This is a genomic window from Citricoccus sp. I39-566 (assembly GCF_031432995.1).
Taxonomy (GTDB): Bacteria; Actinomycetota; Actinomycetes; order Actinomycetales; family Micrococcaceae; genus Citricoccus; species Citricoccus nitrophenolicus_A.
In genome coordinates this window covers 1,889,659-1,907,549 of the sequence record NZ_CP133842.1, presented here as the reverse complement: position 1 = coordinate 1,907,549, position 17,891 = coordinate 1,889,659, and the positions used below count along the sequence as shown (strand labels likewise).

The following is a 17,891-nucleotide window of genomic DNA, read 5'->3' as shown; positions in this document are numbered from 1 at the left end:
ACGGCGCAGGGCCTGGAGTCTGATCCCGTCCGTTCTCGTCCAGGCCCGCCCGTCCTCATCCGGGGTGGGCGGTGACACTGATCCCCGTAGACTGGCCAGTGCCATGCCCGACGCCACCACCCCCACCTCTGTCTCACCGCTCCGCGTGGAGTACCCGCCGAACCTGCCGGTGTCCGCCGAACGGGACACCATCATGGACACCATCCGGGACCACCAGGTGGTGATCGTGGCCGGCGAGACGGGCTCGGGCAAGACCACCCAGCTGCCCAAGATGCTGCTCGAGCTGGCACAGCAGGGCGTGCTGGATGCCGGCAGGATGATCGGCCACACCCAGCCCCGCCGCCTCGCGGCGCGATCGGTGGCGGAGCGCATCGCCCACGAGCTGGGCACCGAGATCGGCGCGGACGTCGGCTACCAGGTCCGGTTCACGGCCCAGACCTCGGCGGACACCCGGATCAAGGTCATGACGGACGGCATCCTGCTCGCCGAGATCCAGCACGACCCGACGCTGAGCAGGTACGCGGCGATCATCATCGACGAGGCCCACGAGCGCAGCCTCAACATCGACTTCCTGCTCGGCTACCTCGCCCGGCTCGTCCCGCAGCGACCGGACCTGCGCGTCATCATCACCTCCGCCACGATCGATCCGGAGTCCTTCGCCGCGCACTTCGCCACGCCGCCGGAGGATCCGGCGGAGGAGCCCATGCCTGCCCCCATCATCGAGGTCTCCGGCCGCACCTACCCGGTCGAGATCCGCTACCGGCCCCTGGACACCCCGCGTCCCCAGGACGGTCCGGTCGACCCGGCCGATCCGGAGGATGACGGCGCCGCCCGCGAGTCGGACACGGAGGAGGCCCGGGACCCGGTGGACGCCGTCTGCGATGCCGTCGACGAGCTCTCCCGTGAGCCGGACGGGGACATCCTGGTGTTCTTCTCCGGCGAGCGCGAGATCCGGGACGCCGCCGAGGCGCTGGCCCCGCGCGTCGCGGCCAACCGACGGCTCGGCGACGCGGAGATCCTGCCGCTCTACGGCCGGCTGTCCATGGCGGAGCAGCACCGGGTCTTCGCGCCGGGACGGCGGCGGCGGATCGTGCTGGCCACCAACGTGGCCGAGACCTCGCTGACCGTGCCCGGGATCAAGTACGTCATCGACACCGGCACGGCCCGCATCTCCCGGTACTCGCACCGCACCAAGGTGCAGCGCCTGCCGATCGAGCGCATCAGCCAGGCCAGCGCCAACCAGCGCTCGGGCCGTTCGGGACGCACCTCGGACGGCATCGCGATCCGGCTGTACTCCCAGGAGGACTTCGAGTCCCGCCCGGAGTTCACGGACCCGGAGATCCTGCGCACGAACCTCGCGGCCGTCATCCTGCAGATGTGCTCCATGGGCGTGGCGACCACGCCGGCCGACGTCGGCGGATTCCCGTTCCTGCAGCCGCCGGACTCCCGGCAGGTCACCGACGGCGCCAACCTGCTCACCGAGCTCGGTGCCCTGAACTCGGGCCGCCCGGACGCGCAGGGCCGCAGCCACCCCCAGGGCACCATCACGCCGGTCGGCCGGAAACTGGCTCGGCTGCCCGTGGACCCGCGGCTGGGCCGGATGATCGTGGAGGCCGGCGAACGCGGCTGCGTGCGGGAGGTGATGGTGCTGGCGGCGGCCCTAACGATCCAGGACCCCCGCGAGCGCCCCACCGAGCAACGGGCCCAGGCGGACGAACAGCATGCCCGCTTCAAGGACGAGAACTCGGACTTCTCCGCCCTGCTGAACCTGTGGTCGTACCTGCGCGAGCAGCAGAAGGAGCTCTCCGGCAACCAGTTCCGCCGGATGTGCCGCACCGAGTACATCAACTACCTGCGCGTGCGGGAGTGGCAGGACCTGGTCCAGCAGCTGCGCCAGCTGGCCAAGCCCCTGGGCATCTCGGTGTCCGCCGGGCCCGTCGACCCGGTGGGCCAGCACGAACCGGTGCACCGCTCCCTGCTGACCGGCCTGCTCTCCCACATCGGGGCGTGGGACGAGCGCAAGCGCGACTATCAGGGCGCCCGCAACACGCGGTTCGCGGTGTTCCCGGGCTCGGCCCTGTTCAAGAAGCGGCATGCCTTCGTGATGGCCGCCGAGCTCGTGGAGACGTCCCGGCTGTGGGCCCGGATGGTGGCGAAGATCGACCCGCTGTGGGCCGTGGACGCCGCCGGCGCCCTGGCGAAGAGGACCTACAACGAGCCGCACTGGTCCCGGCGCTCCGGCTCGGTGGTCGCGCGGGAGAAGGTCACCCTGTTCGGTGTCACCCTGGTCCCGGACCGCCAGGTCCAGTTCTGGCGGATCGACCCGGCTGGTTCCCGGGAGCTGTTCATCCGCCATGCCCTGGTGGAGGGCGACTGGAAGACCCGGCACCACTTCTTCGCCCGCAACCGGAAGGCCCTGGACGAGGTGGAGGACCTCGAGACGCGGATGCGCCGCCGCGACCTGCGCGTGTCCGACCAGGACCTGTTCGAGTTCTACGACGCCCGGTTGCCCGCCACCGTGGTCTCCGAGCGTCACTTCGACTCCTGGTGGAAGAAGGCCCGGCAGAGGACCCCGGACCTGCTCGACCTCGATCCCCAGTCCCTGCTGGCCGTGGACACGCAGGAGCTGGACGCGGACCAGTTCCCCACGGTATTCCACCACCCCACGCCCGGCGGCGGGATCGACCTGACGCTGTCCTACGACTACAACCCCGCGGCCGGGGCCGGGGAGTCCGACGGCATCACCGTCACGATCCCCGTGCTGATGCTCAACCAGATGGACCCGGAGCGGTTCCGCTGGCTTGTGCCGGGGCTGCGGGTGGAGCTGGTGACCGCCCTCATCCGGTCGCTGCCCAAGGCGGTGCGCAAGAGCTTCGTGCCCGCCCCGGACGTGGCGCGCGCCGCCGTCGAGCAGCTGGCGCAGGAGGCCGACCCGGCCACGGACGAGCTGCTGCCCGCCCTCGAGCTGACCCTGCGCCGGATGAAGGGCGTGCTCATCCCGCCGGGCTCCTGGGACCTGGCGGCCGTCCCGGCGCACCTGGTGCCGGACTACCGCGTGGTGGACGCCCGCGGCGCCGTCATGGGCGCGGGGCAGGACCTCGTCGCCCTGCAGGAGCGGCTGGCCGGGGCGAACCGCTCGGCGATCGCCGAGTCCCTGGCCCGCGCCTCGGCGGACCGCTCGCCCCGGGACAGCCGCTCATCGGTCGGCCATGCAGTGGAGCAGCCCCGGCCCGACGGCGGCGCCCCCTCCCCCGCGATGGCTCGCCCGGGTGCCGCGGGTGCTCCGGGTGTCCCGGCGAGCGGCTCCACGGCGTTCGACGAGCGGCACGGCCTGACGGACTGGACCGTCGGGGACATCCCGCGGAAGATCGACACGACGGTCCGCGCGGGGTCCGGCACCCAGCGGATCACCGGCTACCCCGCCCTGACCCCGGAGACGGGCCGGGACGGCGCGCCGGCCGCGGGGTTGACCGTGTTCCGCACCGAGGCGGACCAACAGGCCGCGCACCGGGCCGGCGTCGTGAACCTGCTGCTGGCGCTGGTCCCCAGCCCGCGGCGGTACGTCCTGGACCACCTGGACCAGCGGGAGAAGCTGGTGTTCACGCAGAACCCGCACGGCTCGGTGGCCGAGGTCATCGCCGACTGCACCCGGGCGGCCGTGGACCGGCTGGTGCCCGCGTCCCTGCCGTTCACGGAGGCGGAGTTCCGCGCGCTGTTCACCACGGTGCGCGCGGAGCTGATCGAGACGGTCTTCACCGTCACGGCCCTGGTGGCCCAGGTGCTCGGCCGCGCCACGCAGGTCCGCAAGGAGCTCAAGGGCACCGTCTCGCTGGCCATGGCACCGGCCCTGAACGACCTCAAGGCCCAGCTAGAGCAGCTCGTGTTCCCGGGCTTCATCGCGGCCACGGGCTGGGCGCACCTGCAGCACCTTCCCCGGTACCTGCAGGGCATGCAGCGGCGCATCGAGAAGCTGAAGGCCGGCGGCCAGGTCCAGCGGGACGCCCGGGACATGGCCGTGGTGCAGCAACTGGAGGACGCCTTCGATGCGGCCGTCCAGTCGCTCCCCGCCGGCCGGGCGACCCCGCCCGCCCTGGACGGGGTGCGCTGGCTGATCGAGGAGCTGCGGGTCAGCTACTTCGCCCAGGACCTGGGCACCGCGGTCTCCGTCTCGGACAAGCGCGTGCGTCAGGCCCTCAAGGCCGCGCACCCCGGAGACTGAGTCCCACGAATTGACCCCCCGAACGCACCGACAGGGCCATTCCGTGGGACTCAGATCGGGATGTTGGTGGGGCTAGTCCTCGGGCACGAACTCCGTGTGCCCCGCCACCCGGAGCCCGGCGCGGATCTTCTCGGCGGCCTCATCCAGGTCGGCCGGATCCGGGTGGTTGTCCACCTGGTCCAGGTCGAAGTCCTCCAGAGAATTGGACGGCCAGACGTGCACGTGCAGGTGCGGGACCTCGTAGCCGGCCACCATCAGCCCGGCGCGCTGCGCGGTGAAGGCCTCCACCTGGACTGTGCCGATGGCCTGGGCCACCCGCACGAGGTGGGAGACGAGCTCCGGCTCGGCCTCCGTCCACAGGTCGACCTCGGCGCGCGGCACCACGAGGGTGTGACCGTGGGTCAGCGGCCCGATGGACAGGAACGCCACGCACGTCTCGTCCTTCCAGACGAAGCGGCCGGGCAGCTCGCCGTTGATGATGCGGGTGAAGACGGTGGTCATGGTGGCGCCTCCTGGACGGGGTCTCTGGCTCATTGCTGCTTCGATCTTCCCCCGCGGAACCGGCATCGGTCCACGGGGGGCCGGCGTCACGGCCGCTCCCCCGTGGCCACGGGCCGACCCGGGGTGTTCGACCACGCCGACCACGAGCCCGGGTACAGGGCCGCCGGGATGCCCGCCACGTGCAGGGCGGCGATCTCGTGCGCCGCGCTCACGCCGGAGCCGCAGTAGGCGCCCACGGCACCGGCCCGATGCGCCCCCAGCTGCCGGAACCTCTCGCGGAGCTCGTCCGCCGGGCGGAACCGGCCGGTGTGGTCCACGTTGTCCAGCGTCGGCGCGCTGACGGCCCCGGGGATGTGTCCCGCCCGCGGGTCCAGGGGTTCGGACTCCCCGCGGTAGCGTTCCGCGGTCCGGGCGTCCAGCAACAGCCCCTGGTCGGGAAGCTCCGCGGCGTCCTGAAGGCCGAGCACCGGCATCTGGCCCCACGTGGTCCGCGCCGTTCCCGGCCGCGGGATGACGTCGCCGGCCTGGAGCGGCAGGTTGGCCTGGCGCCAGGCGGACAGGCCGCCGTCGAGCAGGTAGACCGATTCCATCCCCGCGTGCCGCAGCAGCCACCAGGCCCGGGCCGCGGAGGTGCCGTGGGCGTCGTCGTAGACCACCACCGTGTCCTCGTCATTGAGCCCGAGCATCCGGACGGTGTCCCCGAAGCGGGCGGGATGGGGCAGGGGGTGCCGGCCCTCCCGTGGACCATCGTGGCCGGCCAGCTGGCTGTTCATGCTCACGTACACCGCCCCGGGGACGTGTCCCCGGAGGTACTCCTCATGACCGTCGACGGCGCCCAGCGCCGTCCACCGGACGTCGAGGACCTTGAGGGTGTCCGCCGCCGGGGCGGGCGCCGCGGCCACGAAGCCCCGGCCCGGCCCCTCCGGCCGGTCCTGCCCGGCCTGCCCGTCCTGCTCGTTCTGTGCCGCAGCCGGCCGCGACCGTCCCTGCCAGGCGGCGAGCACCGCCACGTCGACGAGCACGGGCGTCCGCGGTGCGGGGTGCCCGGAGGGTGCCTGGCCCGTCAACCGATCCACGTGCTCTCCCCCTCCTCCAGCACCGTCAGCACGGAGTCGTAGCGCTCGGCGAAGGTGCCGGCGTGCTTGCGGTACATGGCCAGCCCGCGGCCGTTGAGCAGTCCGTCATGGACCGGGATGACCTGCCGGGCACGCACGGCGGTGATGAAGTCCAGCATCTCGGCGAGCTTGCTCCAGGGCGCGCTCAAGGGGACCAGCACGGTGTCCGGCGCGGGGCCGGGCGGGACCATATAGCTGTCCCCCGGGTGGTAGACGAGGCCGTCGAGCACGTAACCGGTGTTGGCCACCACGGGGATCTGCGGATGGATCACGGCGTGCTGGCCGCCCACGGTGCGGACGGCGAAGCCCGCCGTCTCGAACTGCTCACCGGGGCCGGTGGCGATGATCCGCGCGGGGTCCAGGCCGGCCTCCGCGGCGGCCGCCGCCAGCCGCGCCGCCGGCGCCGCCGGTGCCCGCACCGTCACGGACGGCTCGGCGGCCAGATACGCCAGCACGGGGGTCTCGTCCAGGTGGTCGGCGTGCTCGTGGGTCACGAGGATGTGCTCGGCCCCCTCGAGGGCCGCGGGGACGTCGGTGAAGGTCCCCGGATCGATCACCAGGCGCCGCCCCGACTTCTCCAGTCGGATGCAGGCGTGTCCAAACTTGGTCAGGGCAATCTCGGTAGGCACCGGACCACCCTATCCCCTACCGTGCCTCCACGTCAGGCCCCTGATCATCCGCCCCTCAGCCGTCCTCGCTCCCCCTCCTCCACCGGCCCGGCCACCCGCCGGCCGCCCCGCTGGTAGTCTCGGATCGATGAACGCCGGACCCGTGAAAAGCCGCTCCACCCGGCAGAAGACCGCCGTGAACCAGGCCCTGGACGAGATCGAGGACTTCGTCAGCGCCCAGGAGCTCTTCGCCCTCCTCAAGGAGCGCGGCGAACAGGTCTCCCTGGCCACCGTGTACCGCATCCTCCAGCAACAGCAGCAGGACGGGCTCGTGGACGTGCTCAACCCGGACGACGGCGAATCACTCTTCCGCCGGTGCGAGGCCCAGACCCACCACCACCACCTCGTGTGCCGACGCTGCGGCCGGGCCGTGGAGATCGAGGCCCCGGCCGTGGAGGCCTGGGCGGCCCGCACCGCGGAGGAACACGGCTTCACCGAGGTCGAGCACACCGTGGAGATCTACGGGATCTGCCCCGACTGCTCCCGTTCCTGAAGCTCCTCGGCCGAGCAGTCCGGGTCCACCAGCAGGGGGACCGCCGTCCCCGGCTCGCCGTCAAGCGAGGTGGGGCCGTGCAGGGACCCCAGCCCGTAGACGGCCTCCAGGTTGGCCCGGGTCATGACCTCCTCCGGGCGACCGGACGCCACGACCCGGCCGTGCACCAGGATCACGTGGTCGGCCGCGCGGGCCTCGTCCAGGTCATGCGTGGTCAGCACCACGGAGTGCCCGTGCGTGGTCTCGGCGTGGATGATCCGGTCGATGGTGCGGGCCGAGGTGATGTCGAGCCCCGTCATCGGCTCGTCCAGCATCAGCACCTCATGGCCCTGCGCCAGCCCCTGGGCCACGTAGACCCGCTGACGCTGGCCCCCCGAGAGCTCGTCGAGGTGGCGGCCGGCCAGGTCCTGGACCTTCATCTGCTCCATGGCCTCCGTGACCGCGGCGCGGTCCGCCCGGGAGAACGGCCGCAGCCAGCCGGCCGCCGGGTACCGGCCCATGCGCACCACGTCCCGCACCGTCATCGGGGTTCCCACGGGGAACACCACGGACTGCATGACATAGGAGATCCGCTGCCGGTTCTCCCGCACCGATCCACCCAGCACCGTCAACGCGCCCGACGCCGGCTCCAGGACTCCCGCGATCGCCTGCAGGAGCGTGGACTTGCCGGACCCGTTCGGGCCGATGACGGCCGTCACCCCGCCGAGGGGAATCCGGAACGTCGAGGAGTGCAGCGCCACCTGGTGTCCATAGGCGAGGACGATGTCCTTCGCCTCCACGATGAAGTCGCTCATGCTCCCGCCTCCTGGCGCGCCGCCGGCGCAGACTCGACCGGGCGCCCTCGCCGGCGCAGGCGACGGACCGCCTCCCGGACGGCCAGCACGAGGAAGAACAGCACGATCGGCACCAGGGCCATCGTCGCCGAACCGGCCGTGCCCCAGTAGTAGCTCAGGGTCAGCCCGCACCAGACCGAGAGCACCGCGATGACCACGGACCACGTGATCATCACCGGCACCGTTCGGGAGACCAGGGCAGCGGTGGCCGGCGGTCCCACCAGCAGGCCGAACACGAGCAACGTCCCCACGGCCTGGAAGCTGCCGATGACGGCGGTGGCGATGAGGACGAGCAGCAGCCCGTGGGTGAGTCTCGGGTGCATCCCCAACGACTGGGCCTTGGCCGGGGAGAAGGACAAGGCCATGAGGGGCCGGTAGAGCAGCACGGCGAAGAGCACGACGACGACGGCCATGACCGACTGCGTCCGGATGTCCGCCCAACTGACACCGAGGGCGTCGCCGAACAGGATGGCCGTCAGGGAGCCCGTATACGAGTCCGACTTCGAGATCAGGACGACGCCGAACGCCATCATGCCCACGAACAGCAGCCCGATGGAGGTGTCCTCCTTCAGCGTGGTGGTGCGGTAGATCAGTTGCATACCGCCCACCATCGCGGCGGCAGCGATGGCTGCACCGAGATACGGGGAGAAACCCACCAGGACCGCTGCGGCGATGCCGGGGATGACACCATGGACGAAGGCGTCGCCGAAGAAGCTCATGCCGCGCAGCACCAGCCAGACGCCCACCACGGAACACATCAGGGCCGCCACGAGGCCGCCGATGAGGGCGCGCTGCTGGAAGCCCAGCGCGAAGGGCTCGATCAACCAGTCGAGAACGGAGAGCATGCCGACTACTGCAACGCCTCGGCCAGCGTGCTGGCATTCAGCAGCATGGCGTCCGCGTACGCCTGGGCACCGGACCCCTCGGGGCCGAGGCCACCCTCATACAGCTCGACCACGGGGACCTCGCCGTCGGTCTCTGCGGACAGGGCCTCGATCAGGGAGTTCGCCCCACCGGCGCTCGTGACCAGGGCATCGGCACCCTCCGCCTGGATCTGTTCCGTCAGGACCGCGAGCTGCTCCGAGGACGGTTCCGCATCGGTGGACCCGCCGGGGACCACGACGCCGGCGATCTCCAAGCCGTAGGCATCGGCGAAGTAGTTGTAGGCCGCGTGGTCGGTGACCAGGGTCCGGCGGTCCTCCGGTATCGAGGCGAGGAGATCCCGGATCTCCGTGTGGACGTCCTCCAGCTCCGCTGACGTCTGGGCCGCGCATTCGGCGTACTGCTCGTCGCCGGTGATCTCCGCGAGCTCGGCGCCGATGAGCTCGGCCGCCTGCGCCATCCGGGACGCATCCATCCAGAAGTGCGGGTCCTCGCCGCCGTGGGCGTGGTCGGGACCGGCGCCGGAGTGCCCGTCGTGCTCGGCGAACGGCAGGGGTTCGACCATCGGGGCAACCTCGAACAGGCGGGCCCCATCGGCCTCGGCGTTGTCGAGGGCCGTCTGCATGCCGGCCTCCAGGTCCAGGCCGTTGGAGACCACCAGCTCCGCCCGGGTCATCTCGGCGACCTGCCGGGAGGACGGTGAGAAGTCATGGGGATCGTCCCCCGGACCCATGATGGTGGCCGAGCCGGCCCCGGCACACGCGGTGATGTCCTCCAGGACGCTGCCGAGCTGGGTGGTGGTGGCCACGGCCACCGGCTCCCGCGCCGCCGCGTCAGTGGAGCCGCCCGCATCGCCTGACCCGCCAGCCGAGCATCCCGCCAGCACCAGCGTCGCGGTGGACACGAGGCCCACCACCGCCAGGCCTCGCAGGCGAACGGGGGCGGGCGAGAACGGTGCTTTCATACGGGGACCTTCCAGGCGGCGTCAACGGTTGAGGACGGGTTCCAACCTACCATAATGAGAACGATTGGCGATAAGGCCAGCCCGCGGCGCCGCCCCGCGTCACCGCCCCGCGGTCCGCAGCTTCATGGGGTTGCTGGACTGCGTCGCGTCGTGGATCTCCCCCACCAGGACCTCCAGCACGTCCTCGAGGAACAGCACCCCGACCGTGGTCCCCTCGGCCGAGATGACGCGGGCCACGTGCGAGCCGGTGCGCTGCATGAGGCTCAGGGCGTCCTCGATCTCATCGGAGACGGCCACATTGGCCATGGAGCGGACCTTGGTCACCGGGACGGGTTCCCGGTAGCGCTCACCCGGCACGGTCATGACGTCCTTCAGGTGCAGGTAGCCCGTATAGGAGCCGTCGGCGTCCTCCAGCACGAAGCGGGAGAACCCGGTCCGGCCCACCGCCTTCTCGAAGGCGTGGGGGGCCACGTCGGCCGGCAGCGTCACCACGTCGGCGATCGGCACCATGACGGCATCGGCCGCGTAGTCCGAGAACTCCAGGGCACCGGAGATCAGGCCTGAGCCGTCGTCCACGAGGCCGGTCCGGGTGGACTCGGCCACGATGGACTGCACCTCCTCCAGGGTGTAGGTCGAGTTGACCTCGTCCTGCGGCTCCACCTTGAAGGCCCGCAGCACCACGTTGGCCGTCCAGTTCAGCGCCACGATCACCGGGTGCAGGACCCTGTTCAGCCAGACCAGCGGCGTCGCCAGGAGCAGGACGGCCTTGTCCGCCATGGAGACCGCCGCGTTCTTCGGCACCATCTCGCCGAAGGTGACGTGCAGGAAGGTGACCACCAGCAGGGCGATGACGAACGCCGTGACGTCCGCGGCCGCCGTCGGGACCCCCAGGCCCTCCAGCGGGATGACGAGCAGGTGGTGGATCGCCGGCTCGGAGACGTTGAGGATCAGCAGGGAGCACACGGTGATGCCGAGCTGGCACACGGCGAGCATCTGGCTCACGTGCTCCATGGCGAACAGGGCCGTCTTGGCCCGTCCCAGGCCGGCCTCGGCCTTCGGCTCGATCTGGCTGCGCCGGGCGCCCATCACGGCGAACTCGCCGCCCACGAAGAAGGCGTTGGCGATCAGCAGCACCACCAGCCACACGATGCCCATGACGTCGTTGCTCATCGGGCGGCCTCCCGGTTCCCCAGGTCCGTCAGGTCCTGGTCCGACTGGTGCTTTCCGGAGTCTCGGGCCGGCTCGAACTTGACCCGGTCCACCCGGCGCCCGTCCATGCGCTCCACCACGAGGGTGCCGCCCTCCGCCTCCAGCACGTCCCCGGGCTCCGCCACGCGGCCGAGCATGGCCATGATGTACCCGCCGACGGTGTCATAGGAGCCGTCCTCGGGCACCTTGAGCGTGGGGATCTGGGCCCCGATCTCGTCCGGCCTCATCAGGCCAGGGAAGAACCACTTCCCGGAGGCGGTCTGGAGCACGCCCGGGGTGACCCGGTCATGCTCGTCGGAGACCTCACCCACGATCTCCTCGACGAGGTCCTCCAGGGTGACCATGCCGGCGGTGCCGCCGTACTCGTCCACCACCATGGCGACCTGGAGGCTGGAGGCGCGCAGCTCGCCGAGCAGCTGGTCCAGGTGCACGGTCTCGGGGACGCGGCCGACGTCGGTCATGATGGTGGCCGCCACGAGCTCGGGGCGCTTGGCACGGGGCACGGCCACGGCCTTCTTGACGTGCAGCACGCCGCGGACGTCGTCCGGGGAGTCGCCGATCACGGGGAACCTCGAGTAGCCCGTCCGGCGGGCCGTCTCGATGACGGAGTCCAGGGGCTCGTCCGCCTCGATCGACTCCATCCGGATGCGCGGGGTCATGACGTCCGCCGCGGTGCGGTCGGAGAACCGCAGCGTCCGGTCCACGAAGGCGGCCGTCTTGGCGTCCAGGGTGCCCATCTCCGCGGAGCGGCGGACCAGGGAGGACAGCTCCTCCGGGGTGCGGGAGCCGGAGATCTCCTCCTTGGCCTCCATGCCGAACAGGTGCAGCACCCGGTTGGAGAAGCCGTTCAACACGAAGATCACCGGGCGGAAGACCAGGGAGAACACGAGCATCGGGCGGGCCAGCGCGCGACCGACCCCCATGGACCGGGCGATCGAGAGGTTCTTCGGGATGAGCTCGCCGATCAGCATCGAGGCCAGGGTGGCCACCGTCATGGCCACCACGATCGAGACGGTCGCCGCGGAGGCCTCACTGAGGCCGAGGCCGGCCAGCGGCCCGGCGAGCAGCGCGCCGAGCGAGGGCTCCATCAGGTACCCCGTCAGCAGGGTGGTCAGGGTGATGCCCAGCTGGCAGGCCGAGAGCTGGGTCGAGAGGGACTTCAGGCAGCGGAGCAGGGGCGCGGCGCCCCGGTCCCCCTCGTCCACGAGCCGCTGGACCGTGGGGACGTCCAGGGCGATCATCGAGAACTCGACCGCCACGAAGAATCCGGTGCCGAAGACCAGCAGCAGGCCGACGGCGAGCAGGAGCCATTCCACTCAGCACCCACCCCCCGGCGCGCCGGGGGCGGCGGGATCGTTCAGGGAATACGTACTAGAGGGCTCCGTTCCGGCGGCGGCGGAACCGGCTGAGAACAAGCCGGATCCGCGGCGGCGGGTGGTGGCACCAGATCGGTGTCTGTCCATAGTGGTGCCAGTATACGGAACATTCCGGCCCCGCTCACCAGGACTGCCGGACGGGTCGGCCCTCCTCATAGCCTGCCGCGGACTGCACGCCGACCACGGCCCGCTGGCGGAACTGCTCCAGGTCGGTGGCCCCGGCGTAGGTCATGGAGGACCGGACGCCAGCCGTGATCATGTCCAGCAGGTCCTCCACCGAGGGCCGCTCCGGGTCGAGGTACATCCGGGAGGTGGAGATGCCCTCCTCGAACATGGCCTTGCGCGCCCGCGAGTAGGCGTCCTCCGACCTCGTGCGGTTCTGCACGGCCCGGGAGGAGGCCATCCCGAAGCTCTCCTTGTACTGGCGGCCGTCGGCGTCCACCACCAGGTCCCCCGGGGACTCGACGGTGCCGGCGAACCAGGAGCCGATCATGACCTGGCTCGCCCCGGCCGCCAGCGCCAGGGCCACGTCCCTCGGGTAGCGGACGCCGCCGTCGGCCCAGATGTGCTTGCCCAGGTCCCGGGCGGCCGCCGCGCAGTCCAGGACCGCGGAGAACTGGGGCCGGCCCACGGCCGTCATCATCCTGGTGGTGCACATGGCACCCGGGCCCACACCGACCTTGACGATGTCCGCACCGGCCGCCACCAGCTCGCGCACGCCGGCACCGGAGACCACGTTGCCGGCCACCACGGGAACCGGCAGGTCCAGTGCCTTCACGGCGGCGAGGGCGTCCAGCATCTTCTGCTGGTGTCCGTGGGCGGTGTCCACCACGAGCACGTCCACCCCGTAGTCCACCAGGGCGGCGGCCCGGCCGGCCACATCCCCGTTGATCCCGACGGCGGCGCCCAGCCGGAGCCGGCCCGCACCGTCCAGCGCGGGGGCGAACATCCCCGAGCGCAGCGCGCCCGCGGGGGTCAGGGCACCGACCAGCGCGGTCCCGGAGAGCACGGGGGCGTAGGGCACCCCGGCGGAGTCCATCTGGACGAACGCCTCCTGCAGCGAGGGGAACCGCTCCGCCTGGAAGGTCAGCGAGGGCTGCCGCAGCACGGAGGCCACGGAGGAGAAGCGGTCCACGCCCTCACAGTCCTGAAGGCGCACGATCCCGGCGAAGGCGCCGTCCTCCGAGACCACCGACGCCGCCGGGTGGTTGCGCTTGCCCAACAGGTGCAGCACGTCCAGCACGGTGTCCGTGGGCTGCACCTTCAGGGGGGTCTCGAACACCGGATTGCGCCGCTTCACCCACTGCGCCACCTGCTCGATGACCTCGAGCGGGACGTCCTGGGGCAGGATCCCCAGCCCGCCGCGCCGGGCCATGGTCTCCACCATGCGGCGTCCCGTCACGGCGGTCATGTTGGCGGCCACCAGGGGGATGGTGGCCCCCGTGGCGTCGTCGGCCGAGATGTCCACGTCCATCCTGCTGGTGACCTCGGACTTCGAGGGGACCAGGAAGACGTCCGCGTAGGTCAGGTCGGTGGTGGGCGTCGTGAGGAATTCCATGCCCTCATCGTGTCACGGAGCAGCCGACTGAGCCGCTGGCGGAATATCCGCGTGGGCGTTGGAACCTGATGCCGAAGTATCACTATGCTTGGACGAGGCGCGCCGAGAGACCGGACCGGAGCGGGGCGCGCAGCAGGGATGCTATCGCCGGTGAACCACAACAGACTACGGAAGAGGCGTTACCACCGTGCCAGAACTCACGTCCGACCGGCTTTCCGCGGAATTTCCCGGAAACGAATGGCTCGTCGCGGAAATCTACGACAAGTACAAGGCGGACAGGTCTTCCGTGGATGCCAAGTGGGTCCAGATCTTCGAGCGCCTCGAGGCCGCCCCCGGCTCCGGCGGCACCGCCTCCACGGTGAAGGACACCCCCCAGGACTCCGGCAAGCGCAACTCCCAGCAGGCCCAGAAGCCGGCGCCGACGCAGGAGAAGAAGCCGGCCGCCCAGCCCGCTCAGAAGTCCGCCCCGGCGGCGCCGTCCCAGCCCGCGCAGGAGGCCGCACCCTCCGCCGCCTCGGCCTCCCCCGCCGTGAAGAAGTCCGGCGCCCCGTCGACCGCCCCGGTGCCCTCCGAGCCGGAGAAGTCCAAGAAGCAGGGCAAGGGCTCGGCCGAGGCCGTCGAGGACCAGGTCACGCCGCTGCGCGGCATGGCCCGCGCGGTGGCCAAGAACATGGATGCCTCCCTGTCCATGCCCACCGCCACCACGGTGCGTGACGTGCCGGCCAAGCTGCTGATCGACAACCGCGTGGTCATCAACAACCATCTCAAGCGCAGCCGCGGCGGCAAGGTCTCCTTCACCCACCTCATCGGCTACGCCCTGATCCGCGCCCTGGCCCAGTACCCGGCCATGAACGTGCTGTACCGCGAGGTGGACGGCAAGCCCTCGGCCGTCCAGCCGGCACACGTGAACTTCGGCCTGGCCATCGACCTGCCGCAGAAGGACGGTTCGCGCACCCTCGTGGTTCCGAACATCAAGGGCGCCGAGTCCCTGAACTTCATCGAGTTCTGGCGCGCCTACGAGGACCTCGTCGCCCGCGCCCGGGACAACAAGCTGGGCCTGGACGACTACGCGGGCACCACGGTCTCCCTGACCAACCCGGGCGGCATCGGCACCGTGCACTCCGTGCCCCGGCTGTCCGAGGGCCAGGCGGCCATCATCGGCGTCGGCGCCCTGAACTACCCGGCCGAGTTCCAGGGGGCGTCCGAGAAGACGCTCAACCGCCTGGCCGTCTCCAAGACGATCACGCTGACCTCCACCTATGACCACCGCGTCATCCAGGGTGCCGCGTCCGGCGAGTTCCTCAAGCTCATCCACGGCCTGCTGCTGGGCGAGCAGGGCTTCTACGAGGAGATCTTCGAGTCCCTGCGCATTCCCTACGAGCCGGTGCAGTGGAGGCCGGACGTGCAGGTCAACCCGGAAGACCAGATCAACAAGGTCGCCCGCATCCAGCAGATGATCCACGCCTTCCGCGTCCGCGGCCACCTGATCGCGGACGTGGACCCGCTCGAGTACATCATGCGCAAGCACCCGGACCTGGACATCCTGGAGCACGGGCTGACGCTGTGGGACCTGGACCGCGAGTGGCCCACGGGCGGGTTCGGCGGCCAGCCGATGCTGCCGCTGCGCAACATCCTCGGTGTCCTGCGGGACGCGTACTGCCGCAACACCGGTGTGGAGTACATGCACATCCAGGATCCCGAGGAGCGCAAGTGGTTCCAGGACGAGCTGGAGCATCCCTACGCCAAGCCGAACCGCGAGGAGCAGCTGCGCATCCTGGGCCGGCTCAACGCGGCCGAGGCGTTCGAGACCTTCCTGCAGACCAAGTTCGTGGGACAGAAGCGGTTCTCCCTCGAGGGCGGCGAGTCGCTGATCGCCCTGCTGGACGGCGTGCTCTCCGGCGCCGCGGATGACGGCCTGGACGAGGTCGCGATCGGCATGGCCCACCGCGGCCGCCTCAACGTCCTGACCAACATCGCGGGCAAGACCTACGCGCAGGTGTTCCGCGAGTTCGAGGGCACCGCCATCCCGGGCTCCGTGGAGGGCTCCGGTGACGTGAAGTACCACCTCGGCACCGAGGGCACCTTCACCTCCGACCGGGGCAACCGCACCAAGGTCTACCTCGCCGCCAACCCCTCCCACCTGGAGGCCGTGGACCCGGTCCTGGAGGGCGTGGTCCGCGCCAAGCAGGACCGCCTGGACCGCGGAGGGGAGTCCGTGAACTCCTACTCGGTGCTGCCCATCCTGGTGCACGGGGACGCGGCCTTCGCCGGCCAGGGCGTGGTCGCCGAGACCCTGAACCTGTCCCAGCTGCGCGGCTACCGCACGGGCGGCACCATCCACGTGGTGGTCAACAACCAGGTCGGCTTCACCACCCCGCCGTCCGCGGCCCGGTCCTCGGTCTACGCCACGGACGTGGCCAAGACCATCCAGGCCCCGATCTTCCACGTCAACGGCGACGATCCCGAATCCGTGGTCCGCGTGGCCCAGCTGGCGTACCAGTACCGGCAGCGGTTCAACAAGGACGTCGTGATCGACATGATCTGCTACCGCCGCCGCGGGCACAACGAGGGTGACGACCCCTCGATGACCCAGCCGCGCATGTACAACCTGATCGAGCAGAAGCGCTCGGTGCGCAAGCTGTACGTGGAGAACCTCGTCGGCCGCGGGGACATCACCCAGGACGAGGCCGACTCGGCGCTCAAGGACTACCAGCAGCGGCTGGAGCGGGTGTTCTCGGAGACCCATGACGCGCAGACCTCCCCGATCCCGGTGATCGGCTCCGGACTGGAGAAGACCACGGACAGCGAGGACCGCATGCCGCCGGCCCCGGCGGACGGCACCAAGATCTCCGAGGAGACCCTGCAGCGGATCGGCCAGGCGCACCTGGAGATCCCGGAGGACTTCACCGTCCACCCGAAGCTGAAGGCGCTGCTGGAGCGGCGGGCCAAGATGGCCGTCAACGGGGACATCGACTGGGGCTTCGCCGAGCTGGCGGCCTTCGGGTCCCTGCTGATGGAGGGGGTCCCGGTCCGCCTGGCCGGCCAGGACTCGCGCCGCGGCACCTTCGTGCAGCGCCACGCCGTCTTCCACGACCGCGTCACGGACGACGAGTGGACGCCGATCAGGAACCTCTCCGCCGACCAGGCCAAGTTCTGGGTGTACGACTCGCTGCTCAGCGAGTACGCGGCCATGGGCTTCGAGTACGGCTACTCCGTGGAGCGGTCTGATGCCCTGGTGCTCTGGGAGGCCCAGTTCGGTGACTTCGTCAACGGCGCGCAGACCGTGATCGACGAGTTCCTCTCCTCCTCCGAGCAGAAGTGGGGCCAGAACTCCTCGCTCGCGCTGCTGCTGCCGCACGGCTACGAGGGTCAGGGCCCGGATCACTCCTCCGCCCGGATCGAGCGATTCCTGCAGATGTGTGCGCAGGACAACATGCGCGTGGCCAACCCCTCGAACGGGGCGAACCACTTCCACCTGCTGCGCGAGCAGGCCTACTCCCGCCCGCGCCGTCCGCTGATCGTCTTCACCCCGAAGCAGCTGCTGCGCCTGAAGGCGGCCGCCTCCCCGGTGGAGGACTTCACCCGGGGCCGCTTCCAGGCGGTCATCCCGGACCACGAGGCCTCCTCGTCGGTGGACAAGGTGCTGCTGGTCTCCGGCCGGCTGTACTACGACCTGCTGGCCCGCCGCCAGAAGGACGGTGACACCAGGACCGCCATCATCCGCGTGGAGCAGCTGTACCCGCTGCCGCAGGAGGAGATCGCGGCCGAGCTCGCGAAGTATCCGAACGCCTCCGTGGTCTGGGTCCAGGACGAGCCGGCCAACCAGGGGCCGTGGCCGTTCATGGCCCTGAACCTGCTGCCGGTGCTGGACCGGACGGTGACCCTCGTCGCCCGTCCCGCCTCCGCCTCCACGTCGGCCGGCTCCAAGGTCCGCCACGACCACGAGGCCTCCATCCTGCTGGACGAGGCCTTCGGCCGCTGACGGCACCCGCATCATCGACCGGCACCCGGCCCGGCCGCCCCTGAATCGGCCGGGCCGGGTGCTCCCACCGCCTTGGTACAGTGACGGGCAC

At 70.8% G+C, this 17,891-nt stretch carries 12 protein-coding genes; 3 read left to right on the top strand and 9 right to left on the bottom strand.

The genetic code is table 11. The features are described 5' to 3' along the window. Positions 1 to 103: 103 nt before the first annotated feature. A complete protein-coding gene (gene hrpA, locus RE421_RS08760; protein WP_309808841.1) occupies positions 104 to 4,219 on the top strand; it encodes an ATP-dependent RNA helicase HrpA in 4,116 nt (1,371 codons plus the stop codon). Positions 4,220 to 4,291: 72 nt separating this feature from the next. On the opposite strand, the gene RE421_RS08755 is transcribed toward hrpA, so the two are convergent. From RE421_RS08755 to RE421_RS08745, 3 genes are all read right to left on the bottom strand, one after another. Continuing rightward, the gene (locus tag RE421_RS08755; protein ID WP_309808839.1) at positions 4,292 to 4,720 is read right to left on the bottom strand and encodes an HIT family protein; all 429 of its coding nucleotides are present in this window, start codon (positions 4,718 to 4,720) and stop codon (positions 4,292 to 4,294) included. 86 nt (positions 4,721 to 4,806) lie between these two features. Further along, the gene (locus RE421_RS08750; protein WP_309808837.1) at positions 4,807 to 5,796 is read right to left on the bottom strand and encodes a sulfurtransferase; all 990 of its coding nucleotides are present in this window, start codon (positions 5,794 to 5,796) and stop codon (positions 4,807 to 4,809) included. After that, positions 5,784 to 6,464 (bottom strand): MBL fold metallo-hydrolase, encoded by a 681-nt coding sequence (locus RE421_RS08745; protein ID WP_309808835.1) that lies wholly within the window; start codon positions 6,462 to 6,464, stop codon positions 5,784 to 5,786. Before RE421_RS08745 ends, RE421_RS08750 begins: the two co-directional genes overlap by 13 nt. A 127-nt stretch (positions 6,465 to 6,591) precedes the next feature. Between RE421_RS08745 and RE421_RS08740 the strand changes: the two genes are divergently transcribed. Further along, complete coding sequence (locus RE421_RS08740) at positions 6,592 to 6,996, top strand: Fur family transcriptional regulator (RefSeq protein ID WP_309808833.1); 405 nt, start codon at positions 6,592 to 6,594, stop codon at positions 6,994 to 6,996. On the opposite strand, the gene RE421_RS08735 is transcribed toward RE421_RS08740, so the two are convergent. From RE421_RS08735 to RE421_RS08710, 6 genes are all read right to left on the bottom strand, one after another. After that, a complete protein-coding gene (locus RE421_RS08735) occupies positions 6,963 to 7,790 on the bottom strand; it encodes a metal ABC transporter ATP-binding protein (protein ID WP_309808831.1) in 828 nt (275 codons plus the stop codon). The genes RE421_RS08740 and RE421_RS08735 overlap by 34 nt on opposite strands. Next, entirely contained in the window at positions 7,787 to 8,674 is an 888-nt protein-coding gene (locus tag RE421_RS08730; protein ID WP_309808830.1) for a metal ABC transporter permease, read from the bottom strand. Before RE421_RS08730 ends, RE421_RS08735 begins: the two co-directional genes overlap by 4 nt. 5 nt (positions 8,675 to 8,679) lie before the next feature. Beyond that, positions 8,680 to 9,675: a metal ABC transporter substrate-binding protein gene (locus RE421_RS08725; protein WP_309808828.1), complete on the bottom strand. Its 996-nt coding sequence runs from the start codon at positions 9,673 to 9,675 to the stop codon at positions 8,680 to 8,682. 99 nt (positions 9,676 to 9,774) lie between these two features. After that, on the bottom strand, positions 9,775 to 10,845 hold the full coding sequence (locus tag RE421_RS08720) for a hemolysin family protein (protein WP_309808825.1): 1,071 nt from the start codon (positions 10,843 to 10,845) through the stop codon (positions 9,775 to 9,777). Then, positions 10,842 to 12,200, bottom strand: a complete 1,359-nt coding sequence (locus tag RE421_RS08715; protein ID WP_309808823.1) for a hemolysin family protein — start codon at positions 12,198 to 12,200, stop codon at positions 10,842 to 10,844. The genes RE421_RS08720 and RE421_RS08715 overlap by 4 nt, the downstream gene beginning before the upstream one ends. Positions 12,201 to 12,381: 181 nt before the next feature. Further along, a complete protein-coding gene (locus RE421_RS08710) occupies positions 12,382 to 13,818 on the bottom strand; it encodes a GuaB1 family IMP dehydrogenase-related protein (protein WP_309808820.1) in 1,437 nt (478 codons plus the stop codon). Positions 13,819 to 14,005: 187 nt separating this feature from the next. Between RE421_RS08710 and RE421_RS08705 the strand changes: the two genes are divergently transcribed. Then, the gene (locus RE421_RS08705; protein ID WP_309808818.1) at positions 14,006 to 17,800 is read left to right on the top strand and encodes a multifunctional oxoglutarate decarboxylase/oxoglutarate dehydrogenase thiamine pyrophosphate-binding subunit/dihydrolipoyllysine-residue succinyltransferase subunit; all 3,795 of its coding nucleotides are present in this window, start codon (positions 14,006 to 14,008) and stop codon (positions 17,798 to 17,800) included. Positions 17,801 to 17,891: the final 91 nt, after the last annotated feature.